The sequence below is a fragment of the Staphylococcus equorum genome, assembly GCF_029531845.1.
GTDB lineage: Bacteria > Bacillota > Bacilli > Staphylococcales > Staphylococcaceae > Staphylococcus > Staphylococcus equorum_C.
Genome location: NZ_JAMBPV010000006.1, coordinates 56865 through 79612, shown reverse-complemented (window position 1 = coordinate 79612; position 22748 = coordinate 56865). Strand labels below are relative to the sequence as shown.

At 33.6% G+C, this 22748-nt stretch carries 22 protein-coding genes; 12 read left to right on the top strand and 10 right to left on the bottom strand.

The genetic code is table 11. The features are described 5' to 3' along the window. Positions 1-310: 310 nt before the first annotated feature. Positions 311-1039, top strand: coding sequence for a CHAP domain-containing protein (locus tag M4L39_RS09015; RefSeq protein WP_277581716.1), 729 nt, complete (start codon positions 311-313; stop codon positions 1037-1039). Positions 1040-1316: 277 nt separating this feature from the next. Here the strand turns inward: M4L39_RS09015 and M4L39_RS09010 are convergent, their stop codons facing one another. The 3 genes from M4L39_RS09010 to M4L39_RS09000 all read right to left on the bottom strand — a co-directional run bounded on the left by M4L39_RS09010 (position 1317) and on the right by M4L39_RS09000 (position 4429). Next, positions 1317-1814 carry a hypothetical protein gene (locus M4L39_RS09010; RefSeq protein ID WP_277581715.1) on the bottom strand — a complete coding sequence of 166 codons (498 nt, stop codon included), beginning with the start codon at positions 1812-1814 and terminating at the stop codon, positions 1317-1319. Positions 1815-1935: 121 nt separating this feature from the next. Further along, positions 1936-3330: a Na+/H+ antiporter NhaC gene (gene nhaC, locus M4L39_RS09005; RefSeq protein WP_277581714.1), complete on the bottom strand. Its 1395-nt coding sequence runs from the start codon at positions 3328-3330 to the stop codon at positions 1936-1938. Positions 3331-3358: 28 nt separating this feature from the next. Beyond that, positions 3359-4429: an NAD/NADP-dependent octopine/nopaline dehydrogenase family protein gene (locus M4L39_RS09000; RefSeq protein ID WP_277581713.1), complete on the bottom strand. Its 1071-nt coding sequence runs from the start codon at positions 4427-4429 to the stop codon at positions 3359-3361. A gap of 273 nt (positions 4430-4702) precedes the next feature. On the opposite strand from M4L39_RS09000, the gene M4L39_RS08995 reads away from it, so the two are divergent. The 5 genes from M4L39_RS08995 (at position 4703) to M4L39_RS08975 (ending at position 8175) form a co-directional block, all read left to right on the top strand. Then, positions 4703-5074 carry a DUF4870 domain-containing protein gene (locus tag M4L39_RS08995; RefSeq protein WP_277581712.1) on the top strand — a complete coding sequence of 124 codons (372 nt, stop codon included), beginning with the start codon at positions 4703-4705 and terminating at the stop codon, positions 5072-5074. A 339-nt stretch (positions 5075-5413) separates the two neighbouring features. Beyond that, positions 5414-5881: a CHAP domain-containing protein gene (locus M4L39_RS08990; protein ID WP_277581711.1), complete on the top strand. Its 468-nt coding sequence runs from the start codon at positions 5414-5416 to the stop codon at positions 5879-5881. A 429-nt stretch (positions 5882-6310) separates the two neighbouring features. Next, positions 6311-6631, top strand: coding sequence for a DMT family transporter (locus M4L39_RS08985; RefSeq protein ID WP_277581710.1), 321 nt, complete (start codon positions 6311-6313; stop codon positions 6629-6631). Beyond that, positions 6631-6945 carry a DMT family transporter gene (locus M4L39_RS08980; RefSeq protein WP_069817616.1) on the top strand — a complete coding sequence of 105 codons (315 nt, stop codon included), beginning with the start codon at positions 6631-6633 and terminating at the stop codon, positions 6943-6945. Before M4L39_RS08985 ends, M4L39_RS08980 begins: the two co-directional genes overlap by 1 nt. 273 nt (positions 6946-7218) lie before the next feature. Beyond that, entirely contained in the window at positions 7219-8175 is a 957-nt protein-coding gene (locus M4L39_RS08975) for a 2-hydroxyacid dehydrogenase family protein (protein ID WP_277581709.1), read from the top strand. Between the two features lie 101 nt (positions 8176-8276). On the opposite strand, the gene M4L39_RS08970 is transcribed toward M4L39_RS08975, so the two are convergent. From M4L39_RS08970 to M4L39_RS08940, 7 genes are all read right to left on the bottom strand, one after another. Next, a complete protein-coding gene (locus tag M4L39_RS08970; RefSeq protein ID WP_277581708.1) occupies positions 8277-9401 on the bottom strand; it encodes an FAD-dependent monooxygenase in 1125 nt (374 codons plus the stop codon). Between the two features lie 182 nt (positions 9402-9583). Continuing rightward, complete coding sequence (locus M4L39_RS08965; RefSeq protein WP_277581707.1) at positions 9584-10360, bottom strand: N-acetylglucosaminidase; 777 nt, start codon at positions 10358-10360, stop codon at positions 9584-9586. A 25-nt stretch (positions 10361-10385) separates the two neighbouring features. Then, positions 10386-10619 carry a hypothetical protein gene (locus tag M4L39_RS08960; protein ID WP_277581706.1) on the bottom strand — a complete coding sequence of 78 codons (234 nt, stop codon included), beginning with the start codon at positions 10617-10619 and terminating at the stop codon, positions 10386-10388. Between the two features lie 193 nt (positions 10620-10812). Continuing rightward, positions 10813-11277, bottom strand: coding sequence for a DUF1641 domain-containing protein (locus tag M4L39_RS08955; protein WP_021338437.1), 465 nt, complete (start codon positions 11275-11277; stop codon positions 10813-10815). After that, complete coding sequence (fdhF, locus tag M4L39_RS08950; RefSeq protein ID WP_277581705.1) at positions 11277-14231, bottom strand: formate dehydrogenase subunit alpha; 2955 nt, start codon at positions 14229-14231, stop codon at positions 11277-11279. The genes M4L39_RS08955 and fdhF overlap by 1 nt, the downstream gene beginning before the upstream one ends. 322 nt (positions 14232-14553) lie before the next feature. Next, positions 14554-15507, bottom strand: coding sequence for an LCP family protein (locus M4L39_RS08945; protein WP_277581704.1), 954 nt, complete (start codon positions 15505-15507; stop codon positions 14554-14556). 127 nt (positions 15508-15634) lie between these two features. Beyond that, a complete protein-coding gene (locus tag M4L39_RS08940) occupies positions 15635-16429 on the bottom strand; it encodes an inositol monophosphatase family protein (protein WP_277581703.1) in 795 nt (264 codons plus the stop codon). A 451-nt stretch (positions 16430-16880) separates the two neighbouring features. On the opposite strand from M4L39_RS08940, the gene M4L39_RS08935 reads away from it, so the two are divergent. The 6 genes from M4L39_RS08935 to M4L39_RS08910 all read left to right on the top strand — a co-directional run bounded on the left by M4L39_RS08935 (position 16881) and on the right by M4L39_RS08910 (position 22600). Next, positions 16881-17573: a helix-turn-helix transcriptional regulator gene (locus M4L39_RS08935; RefSeq protein ID WP_277581702.1), complete on the top strand. Its 693-nt coding sequence runs from the start codon at positions 16881-16883 to the stop codon at positions 17571-17573. A 264-nt stretch (positions 17574-17837) separates the two neighbouring features. After that, entirely contained in the window at positions 17838-18167 is a 330-nt protein-coding gene (locus M4L39_RS08930) for a hypothetical protein (protein WP_277581701.1), read from the top strand. A 97-nt stretch (positions 18168-18264) separates the two neighbouring features. Then, entirely contained in the window at positions 18265-19317 is a 1053-nt protein-coding gene (locus tag M4L39_RS08925) for a MupG family TIM beta-alpha barrel fold protein (protein ID WP_277581700.1), read from the top strand. A gap of 2 nt (positions 19318-19319) precedes the next feature. Then, positions 19320-20207 (top strand): N-acetylmuramic acid 6-phosphate etherase, encoded by an 888-nt coding sequence (gene murQ / locus M4L39_RS08920; protein ID WP_277581699.1) that lies wholly within the window; start codon positions 19320-19322, stop codon positions 20205-20207. Positions 20208-20282: 75 nt separating this feature from the next. Continuing rightward, positions 20283-21722, top strand: a complete 1440-nt coding sequence (locus M4L39_RS08915) for a PTS transporter subunit EIIC (protein WP_277581698.1) — start codon at positions 20283-20285, stop codon at positions 21720-21722. 2 nt (positions 21723-21724) lie between these two features. Further along, positions 21725-22600 carry a MurR/RpiR family transcriptional regulator gene (locus tag M4L39_RS08910; RefSeq protein WP_277581697.1) on the top strand — a complete coding sequence of 292 codons (876 nt, stop codon included), beginning with the start codon at positions 21725-21727 and terminating at the stop codon, positions 22598-22600. Positions 22601-22748 lie beyond the last annotated feature (148 nt).

Genomic DNA, 22748 nt, shown 5'->3' with positions numbered 1-22748 from the left:
AATTCTCTCATATTTTATTGTTTGTAATTTTCTGTTATTTTACAGCTTTGTAATAAACTAGAGTGCAATTATACACTCGTTTTTTTGTAAATGCTGTAATAACGGTATTTCAAGACTGAGATACCCCTCTTTCTTTTGTTACATTAGGAACTTTATTATTAGAACTAAATTACAAAACGATAACAAACCCCACAAACAGACTTTTTTCTGATAAAGTAATTCTTGTCGTTAAAACAGCGAAAAAAATTATAAAAAATGTCTTTAAGAGACTGGGATAAATGTTTTACAATTATTAGGAGGAATTTTAACAATGAAAAAAATCGCTACAGCTACTATCGCTACTGCAGGAATCGCTACTTTTGCTTTTGCACAAAATGATGCAGACGCTTCAGAAAATAACAATGGTGGGTATAACCCAAATGATCCAACATCATACAGCTATTCATATACAATAGATCAACAAGGTAACTATGATTACACTTGGCAAGGTAACTGGAACCCAAGCAATGCTGACCAAGGTCACAACAACAATACTCAAAGCAATAACACTGCTGCTCAAAGCAATAACAGTAACTCAAATCAATCATATACAACAAATAACCAAGGTACTGGTGGAGGCGGAGCTGTTTCAACTTCTACTTCAAATAGTAATGTTCAAGTAGCAACTACTAGCGCACCATCAAATTCTTCAAACTCAATGGCTAACACTTCAGGTTCATCAAACAACCTTTATACATCAGGTCAATGTACATATTATGTATTTGATAAAGTTGGCGGTAAAATTGGTTCTACTTGGGGTAACGCAAACAACTGGGCAAGCGCTGCTGCTGCATCAGGTTACACTGTAAACAACTCACCTTCTCAAGGTTCAATCTTACAATCATCAACTGGCGCAATGGGCCACGTTGCTTATGTTGAAAATGTAAACAGCGACGGTTCAGTTAACGTTTCTGAAATGAACTACGGCCAAGGAGCTGGCGTTGTAACTTCACGTACAATTTCAGCTAACCAAGCTTCTTCATACAACTATATTCACTAATAAGTGACTCAAATAAAAAAAGACAACCCTCAGGGGTTGTCTTTTTTTATGCCTTTTTTACTTAAAGTACACAACTTATATTATGAAGTCATGTACTTTAATGATTATTCAGTTATGGTATCAAATAGAAAAGAGAGCGAGGCAGATATCAAACTATGATTTCTACCCCCCCTCTCGTAAAATTAACTAAAAAAGGGTGTGCAACCAACTACTGCCACTATAACAATGGAGCCTGAAACATACATTTATGTCCCAAGCTCCTAAAGTATTATATTTATTAAAACCAATACGCTATCGCTATCCAATATATAAAAGCCATCAAATAAAGTAACGGAAAACTCTCTGAAGCTTTACCTTTAACCCGTTGATATAACACAAACACACCTACTATGAGTAATACAACTGAGAAAATAAGCCTTACAATAAACATCGTTTGCAATGAAATTATTGACGTCGCTGTCAATGGCAAAATCGCTAATACGATTGTTAATATAACAATAATAAGCGTGTAATAAATCGTATCGCTACTCTTATTTCGATGAGAATTAATCCAAAATATAATAAGTCCAAATATCGTAGTTAGTAAAATTTCATGTATTAACGTTGAACTATCTAACAATTCGGTCCTATAAAGTAATATCGCTACAATATACAATACAAAACCGATTGCAAAATAGATTATAGAAGGAAGTTTTAATTTTTTATCTACATTGAAGTATTGATGAATTCCTGATGCCAATAGTAATATCGCTACAATTATCACTAGGTATAACATAGAATCACCTCATCCATAGTTATATATAACCGAATTATATATTTTCAAACTTATAATTCATAATTTATATTAAGAATTATTGTTTTTTCTCTTTTAACGATATAGCTTTAAATAATTTAGTTTATAAACTTTTTGCTTTTTTAATGCCAATACCTGAAAACCCATAAAATATTGCGAATATAATACATAGGTAACATGGTACTGCCCAAATAAAGAATTGATCCACCGTTACCCCTAACTGTTGTGTATAATAAATGCCTGATGTTCCCCATGGAATAAGTGGAATAATCATCGTACCTGAATCTTCTAGCGTTCTTGATAAATTAGTCCGATCTAAATCCATATCATTATACATTTCCATCATTAACACTCCAACCATGATAATGACTACAGAAGCTACACCTGCTGCGAGTACCATTATTAGGCTACCGATCACAGTCGCTAGTACCAATTGTCCAACCGAATTTATGTTTTTGGATATTGTCTTCAATATAACATCTAAACAACCCGCTTTTTCAACAATACCTGCAAAAGCATAGCCACAAAAAATAGTAACAATGATTTCTGTCATACTCATCATGCCGCCTTGCTCAACCAAGTTAATGGCTCTGTCCGATAATTCTCCACTACTTGCTGGCACCATGCTTTTATTAAAACCATCGAAAGTGGACTTAAAACCATCAACAACATTAAATCCATGATTAAATGCGCCAACAATGATTGCACTCAAACTTGAAATAAGCATTGCAGGTACAGTCGATATTTTCAATAATAAACATGCAATAATAATCAATAAGGGGATCCATACAAAAATATTGATATTATAAATTTGAGATAATTCGCTAAGCATTTGGTTCACTTGCGACGTATTAGTATTTCCACCAAATTGCATACCTGCAAAATACCAAACGATTAAGCCGATGATTGATGCTGGCACAGTTGTCCATATCATTGCTCTTATATGCGCAAAGATATTCACCTTTGTTACTAAAGCTGCTAAATTCGTCGTATCTGAAAGTGGTGACATTTTATCACCAAATACCGCACCTGCAATTATAGCACCTGCTGCCATACCTGGCGTAATATGTAATTGTGTCGCTATAGCCATTAATGCTATGCCTGCCGTAGACGCAGATCCCCATGCCGTACCTGTAGCAACTGAAGTAATTGCACATATAATAAATGCAGATACTAAAAATAAATTAGGGTTTAAAAATTCTAATCCATAATATATCAAAGCCGGAACAGTTCCTGAGTACATCCATGTGCCTACGATAATACCGACTGCTAAAATGATAAAAATAGCTGGCATTGCTGTAGCCAAGCGATGTGTAATACCTTCTTCCAAATCTTGCCATTTCAAACCAACACGTCTTGCTATAAATGCAGCATACGCTGAAGCTAAAATTAATAAAGCTTGTATTGGAATTTCAAAAACAACAAATCCTGTGATTACAATTACAATCATTACTATAATAGTAGAAATTGATTCTAAAAATGTTGGTTGTCTTGTCATACACAGTCCCCCATATTGTAAGTTCAAATTAATTAAGCCCTAGTTTTTCTTTACCTAATTCATTTATCGTGAGCCCTTCTTCAAAAAAGTTACGTTCTAAAATAGTAGAAGCTAAAATGATGATGGCATCAATATTTGGTGTTGCAACTTCAATTTCACGACCAAGACTAGACCATAATACTAGTCCGTATGCAATATCTTCTGTTAAATAACGGTTTTTTACATGATTCGGTCCTTTGATTTGTGAAAATACTGGGCTTGTGTTGAACAATCTATTTAGCGGTTCATCTTCATCTTTTCTTTCTAAATATCCACGTTCAATACGTGCCTCTTTTGCAGGAGACAGCTCAAACCCTAACTTACGACCTAAAGTTAATCTTTCTAATTCTACTGCATGTAGTAAACGAACGGTATGTTTCGTTATTCCTTCTTCATAGAGTGCAAAGTCATCTGCATAATCGATACGCCCTACATTGAGTAATGTTGGACCAGGATGTGCCTCCGGATTCCCATTTTCAAGATTTGTTTTCCAAAGACTTTCCTCTTTTACAACATATGGATATAACATTTCAATTTTGTCAAAACTATCACTTAAATGTTCTTTATCATAAGTGGAAAAATGCACTTTTCTTACATTCAACGATAAGTCCACATGCGCTTTATCAAAATTCACTCTCGTTCCATAAGTTAATGTGTTCACTTCAGCAAACATCGGCATAACTTCCATACGCATATCTTCTAAAACGTTCATAAAACGAATTGAAGCCATTGCCGCTGCGATATTAAAGAAAATTAATTGTTTATCATTTATAAATGGCGCCATCGTATGCGCATAGTGTTCAATAAATGTAGACGGTATAATGACTTGAATTATTTCTGCATCACTAACAACATATTCCATATCATCACTGATGCCAGTAAATTCAATGAACGTTTCTTCGCCTTCATTATTAAACGTAAACCCTCCTTCTGATATCGCCTTATCAAACTTATCAATGGATTGGTTTCTACAATATAACTTCACTTCATGTCCTTTTTGTTTCATATCTAATGCCGCTGTAACAGCTCCATTTCCTGACCCCACAATTGCTATCTTCATAAATACCCTTCTTTCTCTAATAATTTGTATGTATAGTTGTTTTTAAACATTACTATAATGTATATCCAAATAAGATTTCTAATAAACACTGGTATTCAACCTATTCCTAGATGCATTGTATTTATTTGTTCCACTCAATCAAATGCAACACTTTTTACAATGCTCGCTTTGCTATATTTTTTAATTGTAAAATTAAATTGTAGCCTTTAAAATTAAATACCAATCAACAATGATATTTGTTATAGTTATTTTAATAAGGGAGGCATGATTCATATGGATGAACAATATAATGCAAATCAATCTTCTACAGCTTTAAATCAAGAACCAAGTAGCGACGATAGATTAATGGGTACTTTAATCTATGTTTTAAGTTTTTTCACTTCATTAATAGTGCCCCTGATTATATGGCTCATTAAACGTGAAGATTCACCATTCATCGACAAAGCTGGTAAAAATTATTTTAACTTTTTACTTTCTTATGTGATTTGGTCAATCGTTGCTTCAATAGCGATGTTTATCATAATAGGCTTTATCTTACTTCCTATTATAGCTATTTTGAATTTCATATTTACTATCGTAGCTGCTGTAAAAGCATATAATGGAGAAGACTATTTACCACCATTTTCTATTAGGTTTTTCAAATAAAATGAATCTAAATTTTGTGACTTATTACAATCCTTGTAACACAAATTAGCTATTTCGAATGTTAATTTATTGTAAAACCTTATAGCATTGCTCTTTACAAACTATTACGAGCTGATACCATTCTGTAACCTCACATGTTGTTTATTACAACGATATGTGAGGTTTTTTTAATTGTTTTACAAAAGCGTAACAAACCACACAAACCTAAATTCATCTGTTAGAGTATTACTTGTCGTTGAAAGCAAAGCGAAAAATAAAACATTAACTTTAAAGACTATCGAACGAATAACATAAATATTAAATATTAAGAACGAACAAATTTGGGAGGATTTTTTAATTATGAATAAATTAGTAACAGCAACAACTATCACAGCAGGTATCGGCGCAGCAATCGTAGGATTAGACCAAGGAAATGAAGCAAGTGCAGCAGAGCAAACTCAACAAACAAACCAAACTACTACACAAGAAACTTCAAGTTCAAGTGCTAACTTATACACTTCAGGTCAATGTACTTGGTACGTATTTGATAAAGTAGGCGGAGGTATCGGTTCTACTTGGGGTAACGCAAATAACTGGGCTTCAGCAGCTTCATCTGCAGGCTACACAGTTAACAACTCTCCAGAAGCTGGATCAATCTTACAATCATCTGAAGGACCAATGGGCCACGTTGCATACGTTGAAGATGTAAACAGTGATGGTTCAGTAACGGTTTCTGAAATGAATTATAGCGGCGGACCTTACTCAGTAAGTGAACGTACTATCTCTGCTGGTGAAGCAGGTTCATATAACTATATCCACGTTAACTAATATTCGCTACTACAATATAAATTAGAATAACAGGATTTAGAACATTTTAGAGTACCAACAAAGTCTTCGACTTTGTTGGTACTTTTTTGTGCACGATTTCCGTGGTGGGCACAGCTTCAATCTAAAGTCTTCGTATAGTGCACAATAACTAGTCAGGACTCAATCAAAATACTTTTATAGCAATTGGTTTGTCTACCTTTTGAAACAGCAGGATTGGTGTAATCACTCTGTTTTTTTGTATAAAATTAATTTTGAGTAGATTTCTCAGGTAATAACATCAAAGTAAATATGCAGGTAAGGCTTTTATAGTTATAACGAATCGAAATTTCAGTAGTTAATGCTCAATATTTTTTATATAAGTTTTAATATTGCAGTCTAATAGAATATTTGAGAAAATAGTAGCGTTTGGTGAAAAAAGGAGGCACAATGATGCAATGGTTTAAAGTTATACTTGCTGGTCTTATAGAAATATTATGGGTCACTGGCTTGAACACTGCCGATTCGTTACTTAGTTGGATTGGTACGATTATCATTATTATTATAAGTTTCTTTCTTGTTATTTCTGCGTGTAAATCTTTACCCGTTGGCACGGTTTATGCCGTATTCGTAGGTATTGGCGCAGTCGGCACTGTTTTGGTGGATATGCTATTTTTCGGTGATCCTTTTAATTTCATGAAAATCGTTTTAATCATACTATTAGTAATAGGTATCGTCGGTCTAAAATTAACTACAGAGGAGGCTGAAAACTAATGGCTTGGTTTATATTACTTATTGCGGGGCTATTAGAAGTAGTCGGTGTTGTCATATTAAATGAAATTACACGCACTAAAAAGAAATCATTAGTCGTCTTATTAGCAATTGCTTTTATCTGTAGTTTCAGCACTCTCAAAGTAGCAATGAACGACATTCCTATGGGCACTGCTTATGCAATTTGGAGTGGCATCGGTACTGGCGGTGGCACACTTGTAGGCATGTTGATATATAATGAATCTAAAAATGCAAAACGTATATTTTTTATTGGCTTGATTATTCTTTCAATTGTGGGTTTAAAACTCATAAGTTAGAAAAGCAAATAATAAAAACACATTTTCTAAATCATGATATTATAATAAACGCAATAAACCATCGTTTAATAATGGGTTGTTGCGTTTATTTTTGAGAATTGATATTTATGACTTATGTGATTTGAAATATATACATAAACAACAACTAAATCATTTTCTACACCTTTTTAGCCATTACCTAAAAACAATATCCAACTATTTCCTTAATGAATATAATAATTTGTTTAGTGCTTTGAAATTTACTATACTTAATACATAATGGAGGGATTATACATGGTAAAAGTTTATATCGCAGGTCCAGTACCTGAAGTAGGTTTTGACTTGTTAAAAGATCAAGGTTTTGAGGTTGAAATGTACGAAGGCGAAGGTATCATTGATAAAGATACTTTAAAGCAAGGGGTTAAAGATGCTGATGCATTAATTAGTCTTTTATCTACTAACGTAGATAAAGAAGTAATTGATGCCGGTAGCAATTTAAAAATCGTCGCAAACTATGGTGCTGGATTTAATAACGTAGATGTAGCATACGCTCGTCAAAAAGATATTGATGTTACAAATACACCAAAAGCTTCAACAAATTCTACAGCTGAGTTAACTTTTGCGCTCGTACTTGCAGTTGCAAGACGTATCGCTGAAGGTGATAAATTATGCCGTACAACTGGCTTTGACGGATGGGCACCACTGTTCTTCCGTGGCAGAGAAGTTTCTGGTAAAACGATTGGTATTATTGGCTTAGGTGAAATTGGTGCTGCTGTAGCTAGGCGTGCTAAAGCATTTGATATGAATGTGCTTTATACTGGCCCTAATCAAAAAGTCGATAAAGAACGTGAAATCGGCGCCAAATATGTAGACTTAGAAACTTTATTAAAAAATGCAGATTTCGTAACAATTAACGCTGCATATAATCCAGATTTACATCACCAAATCGACACTGAACAATTTAAAATGATGAAGCCAACAAGTTATTTAATTAATGCTTCGAGAGGGCCTATCGTTCATGAACAAGCTTTAGTACAAGCTTTAAAAGAGAAAGAAATTGAAGGCGCAGCTTTAGATGTTTTCGAATTCGAACCAGAAATAAACGACGAGTTGAAATCACTAGACAATGTAGTACTCACACCACATATTGGTAATGCGACATTTGAATCTCGTGATATGATGTCTAAAATTGTTGCGAATGACACGATTAGTAAACTAAATGATAAAAAACCTAAGTTCTTAGTAAATTAATATATTAATTGCTAAAAGTTTAGTTCTAAATACTTAGTACAAATTAAAGCCCCATCCATTATTATTAATGGATGGGGCTTATTATTTAAAATATTCCAATTTTATTTACTTTTGGATTTATATAAAAACTTAGTTTGGTTCGTAACTAACTTATTAGGCAAGGCTTTTGCAATACCATTTCTTATAGATACCACAAGTTTATTACTACGTTGTGCGAGCTTACCTATTTTTCTAGATCGTTTAATTACTTTTTTAGTATGCTGTACACGTAATTTATCATAACGTTGTAACGCCTCATCAAACGAATATGACTGAAGACAATTTGCTAAGACAATTGCGTCTTCCATTGCTTGACCTGCACCTTGTCCCATATTTGGAGTCGTTGCATGCGCTGCATCACCTAGTAAAATAGCACGTTGGTAAACAAATGTTTTTAGTGGTTTTAAATCATAAATATCATGTAATAAAATATCTGTTTCGCTTTGTTTATCTAATAACGTTCTTACTTCATTTGGAAAACGGTTAAATCTAGCTTGTAAATGAGGTTTACCATAGGCTTTCATTTTACTATCTTTTTCTTTCGCGTTAATGGAAATAAACCAATAGGCTTGGTTGTTTAATAAAGGTACAACCCCTACTCTACCTTTCGATGACCAATACTCTTTAGCAATTTGAGCATCTTTAATATCTACGTCTTCTACTAATCCTCTAAAAACTGTATAACCTTGATATTCAGGTTTACTATTAGGCTCAACCGTATTTCTTATTTTGGAATGTACGCCATCTGCACCGATACATAAGTCAAATGCTTCTTGCTGTTGTTTATCAAAATGTAAAGTCACTTTTAAATCGCCATTTTCAATATGAGTCACAAAATGATTTGTATAGATTGTTGAATCTTGCACATAAGATTGAATAACGTCGATTAAATCTTGGCGAGACATTGTTAAGTTTACCGTATTTTTTTTCAACTTCACTTTAGATAGCACGTTATTTTTGTCATCTCGCACTTCCATCGTATCGACGATTTGCCCTACGTTTTTAATGCCTTTCGCTAAATCATGATTGCCTAATTTTTCAATAACGTTACCACCGATGCCGATACCAGCACCTATTTCAGCTACTTCATTATTTTTTTCAAATACTTTGACATCATGTCCTTGTTCAATTAATAATGCTGCAGTTGTTAATCCACCAATACCTGCGCCAACTATAGCTATTTTCATTTTCAATTCACTCCAAATTTTCCTAGTCTATTCAATATTAAAACATTTGTAAAACTATATATTTATAATCTCATTGATATTAGCTTAAGTATTGTCAATTACTCATCACACAAAAAAAGATAACAAACGTATCATGAAAACACCCTGTTATCTTTTGTCATAAATATATTATAACTTAATTTTTATAAATAATAATCCTTATCAATATGACCTTTCTTTATACCTAGTTTATCATAATAAATCTTCATAAAAGTAGCGATGTTTTCATCCCACTCTACATCACTGGCATATTGGTGTTCTCCAGGTGATTTTGGATTCCAGCGCATTTGGTATAATGATAATTGTTCATTTTTAAAGTAATTACCTCTTACAAATTTAGCTCCGCCCATAATTGCTCTTTCTGGTGAAGTCCAAGATTGTTTTTTAGCAAAACTGCTACCTGTGTGTATTGCATTTTCATCAAATGCACCTATACCATAAAAATTATAATAATTTTTGCCATCATCTTCTATGCCTTTAGCCAATTCAGATTTACCATTTCCTGTTTCAACAAGCGCATGACTCACAAGGTATAGCACATTAACTTCATATTCATCTTGTGCTTTTAAAAAGGCCTCACCTTTATTTTTCAATATGCCTTTATCTTTTAAAATATCATTTACTTCTTTTTCTGACATTGACACTTTTTCAGAAATATCCATATGATTCAAATTATCTTTGTCACTATTTACATCCATAGCTTTTTTAACATCGACTTTAGAAGCCTCAACAAATTGACCATTTTTTTCAGTCATATTTAAAGTGCCTTCACCAAGTTGCTTATCAACCGCTTCATCAAAAGAATGTGTCTTTTTATCATCAAATAGATGTGTCTCGTTTATAATTAATAAAATCGCAAATATAACGATGATAATAAGCATGATAAATAATGTTAATCTTTTCTTTATAATTTCATTCATTATTTGATAACTCCCTAGCTTACACTTATTTAGTTAATGTAACATAAGTAATAATAATAGCAATTAAGACAATTACAAACGAAATGTTAAGCGCTATCCTCATACCTTTCTTATCTCTAAATAACATATTGAATATCATTAAACTGATTACTAATGAAACAGCGAACATTGTAATACCCATAATCATATTCATCATTATTAAAAATATAACTCCTAAAACTAGAAATACATTTGAGATAATCGCCATGATTTTAATCATTTTCACGTTGATAAACCTTCCACTCCTCACCCTTAATAAGTATGTAAAATTTAATTCTAATAATAGAAATTGTATCATATTTAGCATTGATTCAATAAGTCATTTTAAAAACAATAAAAGTTAGCATCCAATTAAGTCTAAACTTAAAATAGATGCTAACTTTTATTCTAACTATATATTTATTTGTAAGTATTTATCTTGACATTCCTCTAAGCATATTCATCATATATGTCAGACTACGATTCATTTCATCGTCTTTCAACATGCCCATCAAACCAGTAATCGATGTTTTTTGATTTGGATTGGCCTGATTTGCGACACGTAAACCTTTGTTTACTTTATTTAACATCTCGGATAAATCATTTACATCTAAATCGCCTAATAAAAATACAAGTGAAGCCATATTTGATATCAAACCTGAATATTGTTCTTTATTTAATTCAACAGAGAATTTATTGGCTATAACACCTCTACTTTTAATCGCACCTGACATAGCATCTAGCAATTTAGCATCATCTAAAGTGCTAATGATATTGATTGCTTTTAAAATGCTATCTTTGTTTGCTACAATTGCATCGGTCACTTCAGCTAAATTTTCCTCTTTAATCTCTGCTTCAGTTTTTTGCATACGTTTAATATTCGTTATTCTTTCAGCCATTATTTCTCCACCTGACTTCCTGGGAAAGTATAATCTTTACGTTTCCATTTGTCTTCAACTCGAACGCTGTATTGTGGTTGACGTTGTTTATTTACACGGAAGTTCGTAGGATTGAGTGGTGATTTACCTCTTCGTGTCTTCACTTCCATACGGCAGCTGGTACGTTTATATGATGGTGTATCTGTATCTTTGTCTACATCACTATTTGTTAATAAGTTAATGGCTCCTTGATCACCATTTTCCATAGCATTATTATTTAATGGAATATAGATTTCTTTTCCTTTAACTCTATCTGTAACATGAGCCACAAGTTCTACTTCACCAGTGTCAGAAATCAATTTAATCTCTGCTCCCTCATGAATGCCTCTATCTTCTGCTAATTCAGGAGACACTTCAACAAATGGGTTGGGCATTTTGTATTGAAGTCCTGGCACTTTATAAGTCATATTACCTTCATGAAAATGCTCTAATAAACGACCGTTATTTACGTGTAGATCATATTTTTCATTTACTTTAAAGAAATTATCAAATGTTAATGGATAGAAATTCGCTTTTCCATCATCAAAATTAAAGCCTTCTAAGAACAGTGTTGGTTGGTCTGTACCATCTTCTGCTACTGGCCACTGTAAACTGTTATATCCTTCTAGACGATCATAATTCACCCCTGAATATGACGGTGTGAGTCTCGCGATTTCATCCATGATTTGACTTGGATGCGTATAGTTCCAATCATAACCCAATGTTTTCGCTACAGCTTGGATAATTTGCCAGTCTGGTTTAGAGTCGCCTTTAGGTTCTAAAGCTTGATATAGACGTTGTATACGACGCTCTGTATTTGTAAATGTGCCTGTTTTTTCTAATGATGGGCTTGCTGGTAACACTACATCTGCGTATGAAGCTGTAAATGTAAAGAATTCATCTTGTACTACTAAGAAGCCAACTTTTTCTAATGCAGCTTGTACATAATTAATGTTAGAGTCGACGATACCTGTATCTTCACCATATAAATAAAGGGAATCAATTTCACCTTCATGTATACCTTCCATCATTTGATGGTTATCTTTACCTACTTTGTTTGGTAATGTTTCTCCATATTCACGTTCGAATTTTGCTCTTATTTCATCATCAGTAACACTTTGGTATCCTGGGAATTTATCAGGCATACTCCCCATATCACTACAACCTTGTACGTTATTATGACCACGTAAAGGATAAGCGCCTGTGCCTGGTCTTCTGTAATTACCTGTCGCTAATAATAAATTGGAAATCGCTGTTGAAGTGTCACTACCAATGTCTTGTTGGGTCACGCCCATTGCCCATGCGATTGATACTGATTCAGCATCTACAACTTGATGTGCAAAGTCTATTAAGGCTTCTTTAGAAATACCAGTTGTTTCTTCAGCAAACTCCATTGTAAATGGAGCTAATGATGTATGATACGCTTCAAAGCTATTCACCCATTCGTCGATAAACGCTTTGTCGTGAAGATCGTTATCGATGATATATTTTGTCACTGCTGACAACCAAACTAAATCAGTGCCTGGTTTAGGCTGATAGAAATTATCTGCGCGTTCAGCCATTTCATGCTTACGTATATCAAACACATTTAAAGTATTATTATATAGCTTGTGACCACGTTTAATACGCGAAGCAATAACTGGATGTGCTTCTGCAGTGTTTGTACCAATTAACACGACCATATCTGCAATTTCTAGATCATCTATTGAACCAGAGTCACCACCATGACCTACCGTTCTAAATAGACCTTTTGTTGCTGGTGCTTGGCAATAACGTGAACAGTTATCTACGTTGTTTGTACCAATAACTTGTCTTGCAAGCTTTTGCATAAGATATGACTCTTCATTTGTTGCTTTTGAAGATGATATAAACGCTAAACCATCTGAACCATGGGATGCTTTAACTTTATTAAAGTTATCAGACACAACTTTCAGTGCTTCATCCCATTCGACTTCTTCAAATTGACCATCTTTACGAACTAATGGTTTTGTAAGACGTTCTTCTGAATCAATATAATCCCAACCGAATTTACCTTTCACACACGTTGCAATTTTATTGGCTGGTGATTCTTGTTGTGGTTGAACTTTTATAACTTCTCTGTCTTTTGTCCATACATCGAAAGAACAACCAACACCACAATATGTACATACTGTCTTAGTTTTTTCGATGCGTTCTTCACGCATTGCTGCCTCTGAGTCAGACACTGCAAACAATGGACCATAACCTGGTTCCGCTTTTTTCGTTAAATCAATCATAGCAGCTAATGATCCAGGCTCTAAATCAGTCATATACCCGGCACTGCCTTCCATGTTCACTTCCATCATTGCATTACATGGGCAGACTGTTGCACATTGACCACAACCTACACACGATGATTCGTTGATTGAAGTATCATTATCCCAAATCACTCGTGGTTGTTGGCGTTCCCAATCAATTGTAAGTGTTTCATTTACTTGAACGTCTTGACATACTTCTACACAGCGTCCACATAAAATACATTGATTTGGATCATAACGATAGAAAGGACCGTAATCTTTTTCATATGGCTTTTCTTTATATTCATAAGTTTGATGCTCTAAACCCCATTGATCCATTGTATTATGTATTTCACAGTCACCATTGTTATAATCACAAACTGTGCAATACAACATATGGTTTTGTAAGATTCTGTCTAAAGCTTCTTTTTGGCTTGTTTGTACGTTATCATTTTGCGTATTAACAATCATCGGTCTATCAATTGTTGTACCACACGCACGTGCCATTTTACCGTCTATTTCAACAGTACATGTGTCACACGTTTGTATTGGACCTAGCGATTCGTTATAGCATATTGATGGAATAAATGTATCTTGAGATTTGATAAACTCAAGTAAATTCGTCCCAGGTTCTACAAGATAATCTTTGCCATCTAATGAGACAATCAAATGTTCTTGCATTCTCTTCACCCCTATTATTATTTATGATGCCCGCGTTATATATATCTATTAGGTGCTGAATAACATTCCATCTAAAAAGCCCACACTTTTTTAAGATAATGTTATCTATATTGTATATCTATTTTGTTTAAATGTTAAGGATTTCCATCTTATTTCACATTTTATTATATTAGATATACTTTATAGCTCAAAACTTAATATCTATAAAAACTTATTTTTGAATTATCTTTAATTCGTTCTCGCTATATATTTTCATATCTATATTAGAATAATAAAAAAACTATAGATCTTAGCATGCGCCAAAATCTATAGTTCATTTAAATTACATTCCTAAATTGTCTTTAATGCTTGCTTCAATTTCACTAAGTGAACTCTCACTTGGTATAAAATAGTACAGCCCATCATCTTGTATGCCACCTTGACCATCTAATTGATGTCTATTGACTTGTTCATTCGCGTCATTATAATTACTTCTTATTTTGTTTAATTCTCCAACTGTAAGATCAGTTTTTACATTATCTTCAACATGATTCATTAATGAATTAAAATGTGTGACTGAACTGATACTTGTAAGTTTATTAGCTAAGCCTTGGATAACAAGTTGTTGACGTTCTTGACGACCAAAGTCTCCACCAGCGCCTTCTTCTTTACGACTTCTAAGAAATGCCATCGCTTCTTTACCATCCATATGGGATTGAACGCCCTGACTAAACTGATATCCATCATATGAGAATGATGCGTTGCTCGTTACATTGATACCACCGACAGTATCTATCATATCTTGCATACCGTCCATATCTATCGTTGCGTAGTGATCAATAGGTACATTCAGTAAATTCTCTACCGATTTCACCGCCATATCAGGCCCCCCATAAGCATATGCATGGTTGATTTTTTCAGTGGTACCTTTACCTACTATTTCCGCTTGTGTATCTCTTGGAATACTGACAATTTCTGTCGTTTTTTTCTGAGGATTAATCGATAATACCATTACTGTATCACTACGCTGCCCGCCACCATCAGCATCTCTTTTGGCATCAGAATCTACACCAAACAACGCAATAGTAAATGGGTCACCGTCATCTAAATTTACGTCTTTATCTCTTAATGAAGATTTATCTCTATCTAAAGGATTATGAATTGACCCTCCAACAGAAAATATTTTAAATCCTAGATAAATAACTGCTAATAAAGCTAATAAAACTAATATACCAAAGAACCACAATATTAACTTAGTTGGTAATCCCATTTTTTTATTTTTTTTAGAACGATTCACTCTTATCATTCTCCGTTTCTGTATTCAATTTCTCTCATTTAGTAATACATTATATATTAATAAGTTGGGTTTGGCATAGTGCTTTAGACCTATTATTTATATAATAAATAATAAATACAGTGATTTTTTATTGTATTTTGTATCCCTTTCCTGAATTTAGTATACCTAATACTTTTTCATGACAACCATTGTTACTAATAATAAATGGGCCTGCTTTAGAGAAGTCTAGCGGCGTATTATCTAAAGTCGTCATTTTAAGTCCAAGTTCACTGGCAAACAAGAATTGCGCTGCGATATCCCAAGGTTTTGGATTTGTATTAACATGCGCACCGAATTGTCCTTTGATTACACGGATTGAATCTAAACCACAAGATCCGATAAAACGATGGCTAAATGAAGCATCATTTAAACCATGAATCGTTTCATCATTCATAACTAAAGTATTAAATGAAATAATCGCATCTTGTAAATCAATATTTTCAGGTTTTTCTAATGGTTTACCATTCACATATGCACCGTACCCTTTAGCTGCTTTGTACAGTTGACCATGTGGATAGTCATAAATATATGACAGCACTGGTTCACCATAAATAAAATAACCTAGAATGATACAATAATCTTCTTGTTGTTTAACTAAATTTGTCGTTCCATCAATTGGGTCCATTACCCATACATGACCTTCTTTAGGTTGCACTTCCACATTCGACTTTTCTTCAGCGAACAACTGATGTTCCAGAAAGTTTTGCTTTAAAAATTGTTCGAAGTTTTGTTGTATTGATTTATCAACATTCGTAACTAAATCAAACCTATTTTGTTTCGTACTCGTAACCATGTCTTTGATTAACTTCGGGATAATTTCATCCAATGTCTCAAGCCAAGCTCTCACAGCATCATCTATATAAATTAATTGTTCTTTTTCCATGTATAGGCACCTCTTTATATTCATAAATTATTATGTTCATTATTACGTATCAACTATCTTTAATTTATTATATTTTATCATAGAAATATTAATGAAATATATGATATATCATGACCATTAAAAATTTTGGCACACATATTGACGTTATGGCATAAAAATAAAACCGACCAGCGTAGCTAGTCGGTTAAATAGAAAGGAAAGTAAGTAATAAATATTGAAGATGTTTGATTAGTAACGTGAACGAAATAGATGTTAACAAAACTATATGTAATAGCCTACCCCTTTGTCATCTACTCGCTACCCCCTTGTTACTAACTACATACTAACATAAGTTCTCCGTAAATGTAAGCGTTTTCTTTGTTTTTTTAAAAAAAGTTTTTCTAAATGTCGTCATTGTCACTTTTATGATATAATAAATGTAATATGTAATCATTTGGGAGGTGACTTTCTAATGAATAAACGCGAAAGACAAAATAAACTTGTTCTAGCTATTCAAGAGAATAGACAAATTACCGCTTCAGAGTTAGCAAAAGATTTAGATGTATCAAAACGAACGATTTTAAGAGATATTCAAGATTTAGAAGATCAAGGTGTGAAAATTTTAGCAAAGCACGGTAAACTAGGTGGCTATCAACTTCAAGAAACACCAAATAGTTACGAGATTGAGCTAACTGAGAATCAACTATCCGCTTTGTTCTTAGTGCTTAATGAAAGTCAGTCTTACACAACGTTACCTTATAAAGAAGAAGTTAATGCAATTATTAAAAAGTGTTTAAACTTACCTTATACAAAAATGCGACGTGCTTTGAAAAAGCTAGATCGTTATATTAAATTTGATCATCGAGAACATACAAATTTACCACCTATATTTTCTGAAGTCCTCATTTATTGTACTGAAAGAAATGTTATGGCAATGGAATACAATAACGGTACAAATGTCGGTACTGAAAATGTTATTTTTATCGGATTGTTATGTGAAAAAGGTTTGTGGAAAGCAGTCGTTTTTGAAATTGGTCTGGGTAAAACAAATGAGATTCCTATTATTGATATACACGACATCTCATATTCATTTGAAAAGACAATTAAGACTCAAGACATTACAATAAATAATTATCAACAATTTTTAAATCCAACTGAGTCTTAAATGTCTCAGTTGGATTTTTTGTTTTTAAAGGAGTCAGACAGTTACTGTAATAATTTTCAATTTACACTTTTAACAAATATAGCATATTGTATTGATATAACAGACTCACGACTTAGTAATCCCCAAAATTTTCTTCCGCCTTACACATGATTATAGACATCCCCAACGCCATTCATGATTCAATATTGAAATTCACTCTACACACAATGGATTATTTTACAGTTAAACAAAGCAATATCATCAAATTTATGAAAGGAAGTCTTTATGTATAACCTGGAATTCCATCAATTAGAACAACACATCAGTAAATTATTGAATTTACTCGAAATATATAAATTCGCGATCGTAACTAATCATAAAAAGAAAAACGAATTCAAACAAGATATTCATGATTATATCAATAAAGAATACTCCGATTTAAAAAGCGTCTCAAAACATCACACTTCGCTTATCCACTACAATTACTTTATATTTCTTTCAGATCAAATTGAGCAACCTATAGATGAACTAACAGTAAGTAATACGACGAAATATATAAGTGATATTCAGCAACGCTTGTTTCGTATTCATCAATTATTAACCCCTCTTTTGTAATAATATTACATTCTAAAGTTTAAAAAAATTAAAATTGTAATAGTTTTTCATGTGTTGTACAATGAAAACGATTACAGCAATTTAAGGAGTGATAGCAATGCATGGATTTTCTATATATCTTGGACAGCCCATCGACAAACCATATATCAAACGGATGATTACTTCAGGGTACACTACAATTTTTACATCTGTACAAATTCCTGAAGAAAACGAAAGTACTAAATATCGCTATTTGGGAGAACTTTTAGATTATTTATCTAATGATCAGCTTACATATATGATTGATATCAATCCTTTGTTGCTGGATCACAATTTCTATCAATTTTTAAATCAATATGATGAAGCAGAATTTATGATTCGTATTGATCATAGCACTTCTTTAGATGTCGTCAACGATATTATCAATAATGGGTTCAAATGTTGCATCAATGCTAGCATCATCTCAGAGCAATTATTGCAACAGCTTTATCATGAACTTAAAGATTTTACTTATCTCTGTTATTGCCATAATTATTATCCAAGACCTGACACTGGTTTGGAACCACAATTTGTAGCGTCACAAAACAATTTAATTTTAAAATATAACGCGCAAGCAGATATCTTTGGTTTCATCACTGGTTCAACGTTGCGTGGCCCTCTTTATAAAGGTTTACCAACAATTGAATCAACAAGATACCAACACCCTATTCAAAGCGCACAGTTACTTAAAGATAACTTAGTCGAACATGTGATGATTGGTGATCCACTCATTGATTCACATATTGCACAACAGCTCATTACTTTTTTACATCACAGACATTTCAACTTAGATATTGAGCTTTTAGATGACCAAGTATCATCAATACTATTTAAACCTCATACTGTACGTGCTGATAACCCAGCTCATGTCATTAGATCACAAGAAGCTCGTCTCTACTGTGATGCAGAGGTTACACCATTTTCAACAAATGATCGTAATTTCGGTACTATAACCGTGGATAATAAACTTAATGGTCGTTATCAAGGTGAATTACAGATTATTAAAAATGATTTACCCTCGCATGATCATATCAATGTGGTAGGCAAAGTGAAACATACCGATTTACCATTAATTCAATGCATACGTCCTAATGACACATTTGAATTTACCCACAAGAATAAGGAGCTGTAAAGATGAGTAATTTAATAACTGAATCACGAAATGAATCTACGATGCACTTAGACGAAATGTCTATTCAACAAGCTTTAGAAACTATGAATGAAGAAGACCAAAAAGTACCTCAACAGATAAAACAAATATTGCCTGACTTAGCTAAAGTCATTGAAGTTACAACGAAGCAATTTAAAAAAGGTGGCCGTGTTATCTATATGGGCGCAGGCACAAGTGGAAGACTCGGCGTACTTGATGCAGCAGAATGTGTACCTACATTTAATACAACACCTGATGAATTTATTGGATTAATAGCAGGAGGTCAACCTGCTATGACAGTCGCAGTTGAAGGTGCTGAAGACAGTGAACCAATGGCACAAGACGATTTAAAACACATTGCCTTAACAGACAACGATGTGGTTATAGGCATTGCGGCAAGTGGAACTACGCCATACGTCAAAGGCGGTTTAAAATACGCTACAGAGATTGGTGCCCATACAGTCGCCATTTCTTGCAATGTAGGTACAGAAATTAGCAAACTAGCGGAATTCCCCGTAGAAGTTAATGTCGGTCCCGAAGTGTTAACTGGTTCTACGAGATTAAAATCAGGAACAGCACAGAAATTAATTCTTAATATGATTTCCACAATCACGATGGTCGGAGTGGGAAAAGTTTATGGCAACCTTATGGTAGATGTAAAAGCCACAAACCATAAGTTAGTTGACCGCTCAGTGCGTATTATTCAAGATATTTGTGATATCTCATATGTACAAGCTCAAAAGCTTTATAATGACGCAGACCAAAACCTTAAACAGGCAGTCGTTATGTACCTATGTGATGTTTCAAAAACTGAAGCAGAAACAAAATTACGTCAAAACGACAACATTATTAAACAAGCAATAAAAAATTAATTCACTTGTTTTAAATAACAATGTCGCGTTGCCACATGAACCATATAACTATGATGTAATAAGGAGGTATATAGGATGACAAAAGAACAAAAACTCGCAGAACATATTATAGACGCTGTTGGTGGCCTTGAGAATATGGATAATGTTATTAATTGTATGACACGTGTCAGAATTAAAGTAATCGACGAAAACAAAGTAGATTATACTAAATTAAAAGCAACTCACGGTGTTATGGGCGTCGTAAAAGACGAACGCGTGCAAGTGGTAGTTGGTCCAGGAACTGTTAATAAAGTAGCGGATCATATATCTCAATTAAGCGGTGTACGTCTAGGCGAAACAATCCCTCACAACTCAACGAACTATAAAGCTGATGCTGAAGCAAAAGCACAAGAAAATAAAACAGCAATTCAAAGCAAACAAAAGCGCGGCGCCTTCAATAAATTATTAAAAACAATTGCCAATATCTTTATCCCATTAATTCCCGCCTTTATTGGTGCCGGATTAATCGGTGGTATTGCTGCAGTATTAAGTAACCTTTTGGCTGCAGGTCAAATTTCTGGAGACTGGATTACACAACTTGTCACAGTATTCAATGTAATTAAAGATGGTATGTTAGCTTATCTAGCTATCTTTACTGGTATTAATGCAGCCAAAGAATTCGGTGCAACACCAGGATTAGGTGGTGTTATTGGTGGTACAACGTTACTCACAGGATTAACTGATAAAAATGCAATTATTAATATCTTTACAGGCGAACCACTACAGCCTGGTCAAGGTGGTATTATTGGCGTTATTTTTGCAGTTTGGCTTCTTAGTATCGTTGAAAAACGATTACATAAAATTGTCCCTAATGCAGTAGATATTATTGTCACACCAACTATTACATTATTTATCATCGGGTTATTAACTATATTTATCTTTATGCCATTAGCTGGCTTTGTTTCTGACGGTTTAGTATCTGTCATCAATGCTACAATCAGTATCGGTGGCGTTTTTAGTGGCTTTATCATCGGTGCTTTTTTCCTACCGTTAGTTATGTTAGGATTACACCATATATTTACACCTATTCATATTGAAATGATCAATCAAACAGGGGCAACTTATTTACTTCCTATTGCTGCAATGGCAGGTGCTGGTCAAGTTGGTGCTGCTTTAGCTTTATGGGTAAGATGTAGAAAAAATACGACATTAAGAAACACACTCAAAGGTGCACTACCTGTAGGATTCTTAGGTATCGGAGAACCATTAATTTATGGTGTAACTTTACCGTTAGGCAAACCATTCTTCACTGCATGTGTTGGTGGAGGCATTGGCGGCGCTGTTATTGGCGGTATTGGCCACATCGGGTCAACTGCAATCGGGCCTAGTGGAATCTCATTGTTACCTTTGATTTCAGATCATATGTATTTAGGATATATTGCAGGACTACTCGCTGCGTACGCAGGTGGTTTCGTCTTCACCTATTTCTTAGGTACGACGAAGACTATGAGAGAATCTGATAGCTTAGGTGATTAACTATGACCAATGTACTTTACAAAATTGACAGTAACTATTCTCAGTTAACTAAAAGTGAGAAGAAGATTGCAGATTTTATTCTGAATTCACCGCATAAAATCATCAATATGTCGGTACAAGATTTATCTAACGAAATTCATACTAGCACAGCATCTATCGTTAGATTTAGTAAAAAAATTACAGGTAAAGGTTTCCAAGAATTAAAAATTGCCATTTCACGTTATTTACCTGATGATGCAATCAATAATAACCATCTTGAGTTGGCGGATAATGAGTCAGTCGATACGCTAAAAACAAAAATGTTATCTCGCGCAACGGATACGATGAACTATGTATCAACGTACATAGATGAATATAGTATTGATAATATTTGTGAAACAATGAAACGTTCAAATACGATATTCCTATTTGGTTATGGTGCTTCACTCGTAATCGTCACTGATTTATTTCAAAAATTATCCCGTATTGGACTCAATGTACGCTTATTAGAAGAAACGCATTTATTTATGTCAACATTAGCAACACACGATGAAAACGATTGTGTTATCTTTGTAACAAATCAAGGTAATCACAGTGAAATGCAATCTATGGCTAAAGTCGCAACAGACTATAACATTCCGATTATTACAATTTCGAGTACTAATGATAACCCTGTCGCAAAAGTTTCAGACTATACTTTAATTTATGGTCAAACGGATGAAAACGAACTGCGCATGGCTGCAACAACATCCTTATTTGCGCAACTTTTTACAGTAGATATACTTTACTATCGTTATATCGCATTGAATTATCAAAGTGCCCTAGACTCTATTACACAGTCTAAAATGGCTTTAGATAATTACCGCAAACATTTATCTAAAATTCATTTTAAACATTAATTCATAGGTTTAGTTGAATTCTATGTAAAAAAGAAACACCTATCGTCAGCATAATACGCTGTCTCGGTAGGTGTTTTTTGTGAATTAAAATAAGGGACTAGTAAATCGCAATACGATTCTAAGCCCCTTATTACATGTTATCTTAAAT

Bases quoted from the DNA above. Each gene is read 5' to 3' on its own strand.
- M4L39_RS08925 (WP_277581700.1), top strand. From the start codon at position 18,265: ATGCATGGATTTTCTATATATCTTGGACAGCCCATCGACAAACCATAT.
- nhaC (WP_277581714.1), bottom strand. From the start codon at position 3,330: ATGACAAGACAACCAACATTTTTAGAATCAATTTCTACTATTATAGTA.
- M4L39_RS08910 (WP_277581697.1), top strand. From the start codon at position 21,725: ATGACCAATGTACTTTACAAAATTGACAGTAACTATTCTCAGTTAACT.
- M4L39_RS08970 (WP_277581708.1), bottom strand. From the start codon at position 9,401: ATGAAAATAGCTATAGTTGGCGCAGGTATTGGTGGATTAACAACTGCA.
- M4L39_RS09000 (WP_277581713.1), bottom strand. From the start codon at position 4,429: ATGAAGATAGCAATTGTGGGGTCAGGAAATGGAGCTGTTACAGCGGCA.
- M4L39_RS09015 (WP_277581716.1), top strand. From the start codon at position 311: ATGAAAAAAATCGCTACAGCTACTATCGCTACTGCAGGAATCGCTACT.
- M4L39_RS08955 (WP_021338437.1), bottom strand. From the start codon at position 11,277: ATGGCTGAAAGAATAACGAATATTAAACGTATGCAAAAAACTGAAGCA.
- murQ (WP_277581699.1), top strand. From the start codon at position 19,320: ATGAGTAATTTAATAACTGAATCACGAAATGAATCTACGATGCACTTA.
- M4L39_RS08960 (WP_277581706.1), bottom strand. From the start codon at position 10,619: ATGATTAAAATCATGGCGATTATCTCAAATGTATTTCTAGTTTTAGGA.
- M4L39_RS08990 (WP_277581711.1), top strand. From the start codon at position 5,414: ATGAATAAATTAGTAACAGCAACAACTATCACAGCAGGTATCGGCGCA.
- M4L39_RS08975 (WP_277581709.1), top strand. From the start codon at position 7,219: ATGGTAAAAGTTTATATCGCAGGTCCAGTACCTGAAGTAGGTTTTGAC.
- M4L39_RS09010 (WP_277581715.1), bottom strand. From the start codon at position 1,814: ATGTTATACCTAGTGATAATTGTAGCGATATTACTATTGGCATCAGGA.
- M4L39_RS08965 (WP_277581707.1), bottom strand. From the start codon at position 10,360: ATGAATGAAATTATAAAGAAAAGATTAACATTATTTATCATGCTTATT.
- M4L39_RS08995 (WP_277581712.1), top strand. From the start codon at position 4,703: ATGGATGAACAATATAATGCAAATCAATCTTCTACAGCTTTAAATCAA.
- M4L39_RS08985 (WP_277581710.1), top strand. From the start codon at position 6,311: ATGCAATGGTTTAAAGTTATACTTGCTGGTCTTATAGAAATATTATGG.
- M4L39_RS08935 (WP_277581702.1), top strand. From the start codon at position 16,881: ATGAATAAACGCGAAAGACAAAATAAACTTGTTCTAGCTATTCAAGAG.
- M4L39_RS08915 (WP_277581698.1), top strand. From the start codon at position 20,283: ATGACAAAAGAACAAAAACTCGCAGAACATATTATAGACGCTGTTGGT.
- fdhF (WP_277581705.1), bottom strand. From the start codon at position 14,231: ATGCAAGAACATTTGATTGTCTCATTAGATGGCAAAGATTATCTTGTA.
- M4L39_RS08980 (WP_069817616.1), top strand. From the start codon at position 6,631: ATGGCTTGGTTTATATTACTTATTGCGGGGCTATTAGAAGTAGTCGGT.
- M4L39_RS08940 (WP_277581703.1), bottom strand. From the start codon at position 16,429: ATGGAAAAAGAACAATTAATTTATATAGATGATGCTGTGAGAGCTTGG.
- M4L39_RS08930 (WP_277581701.1), top strand. From the start codon at position 17,838: ATGTATAACCTGGAATTCCATCAATTAGAACAACACATCAGTAAATTA.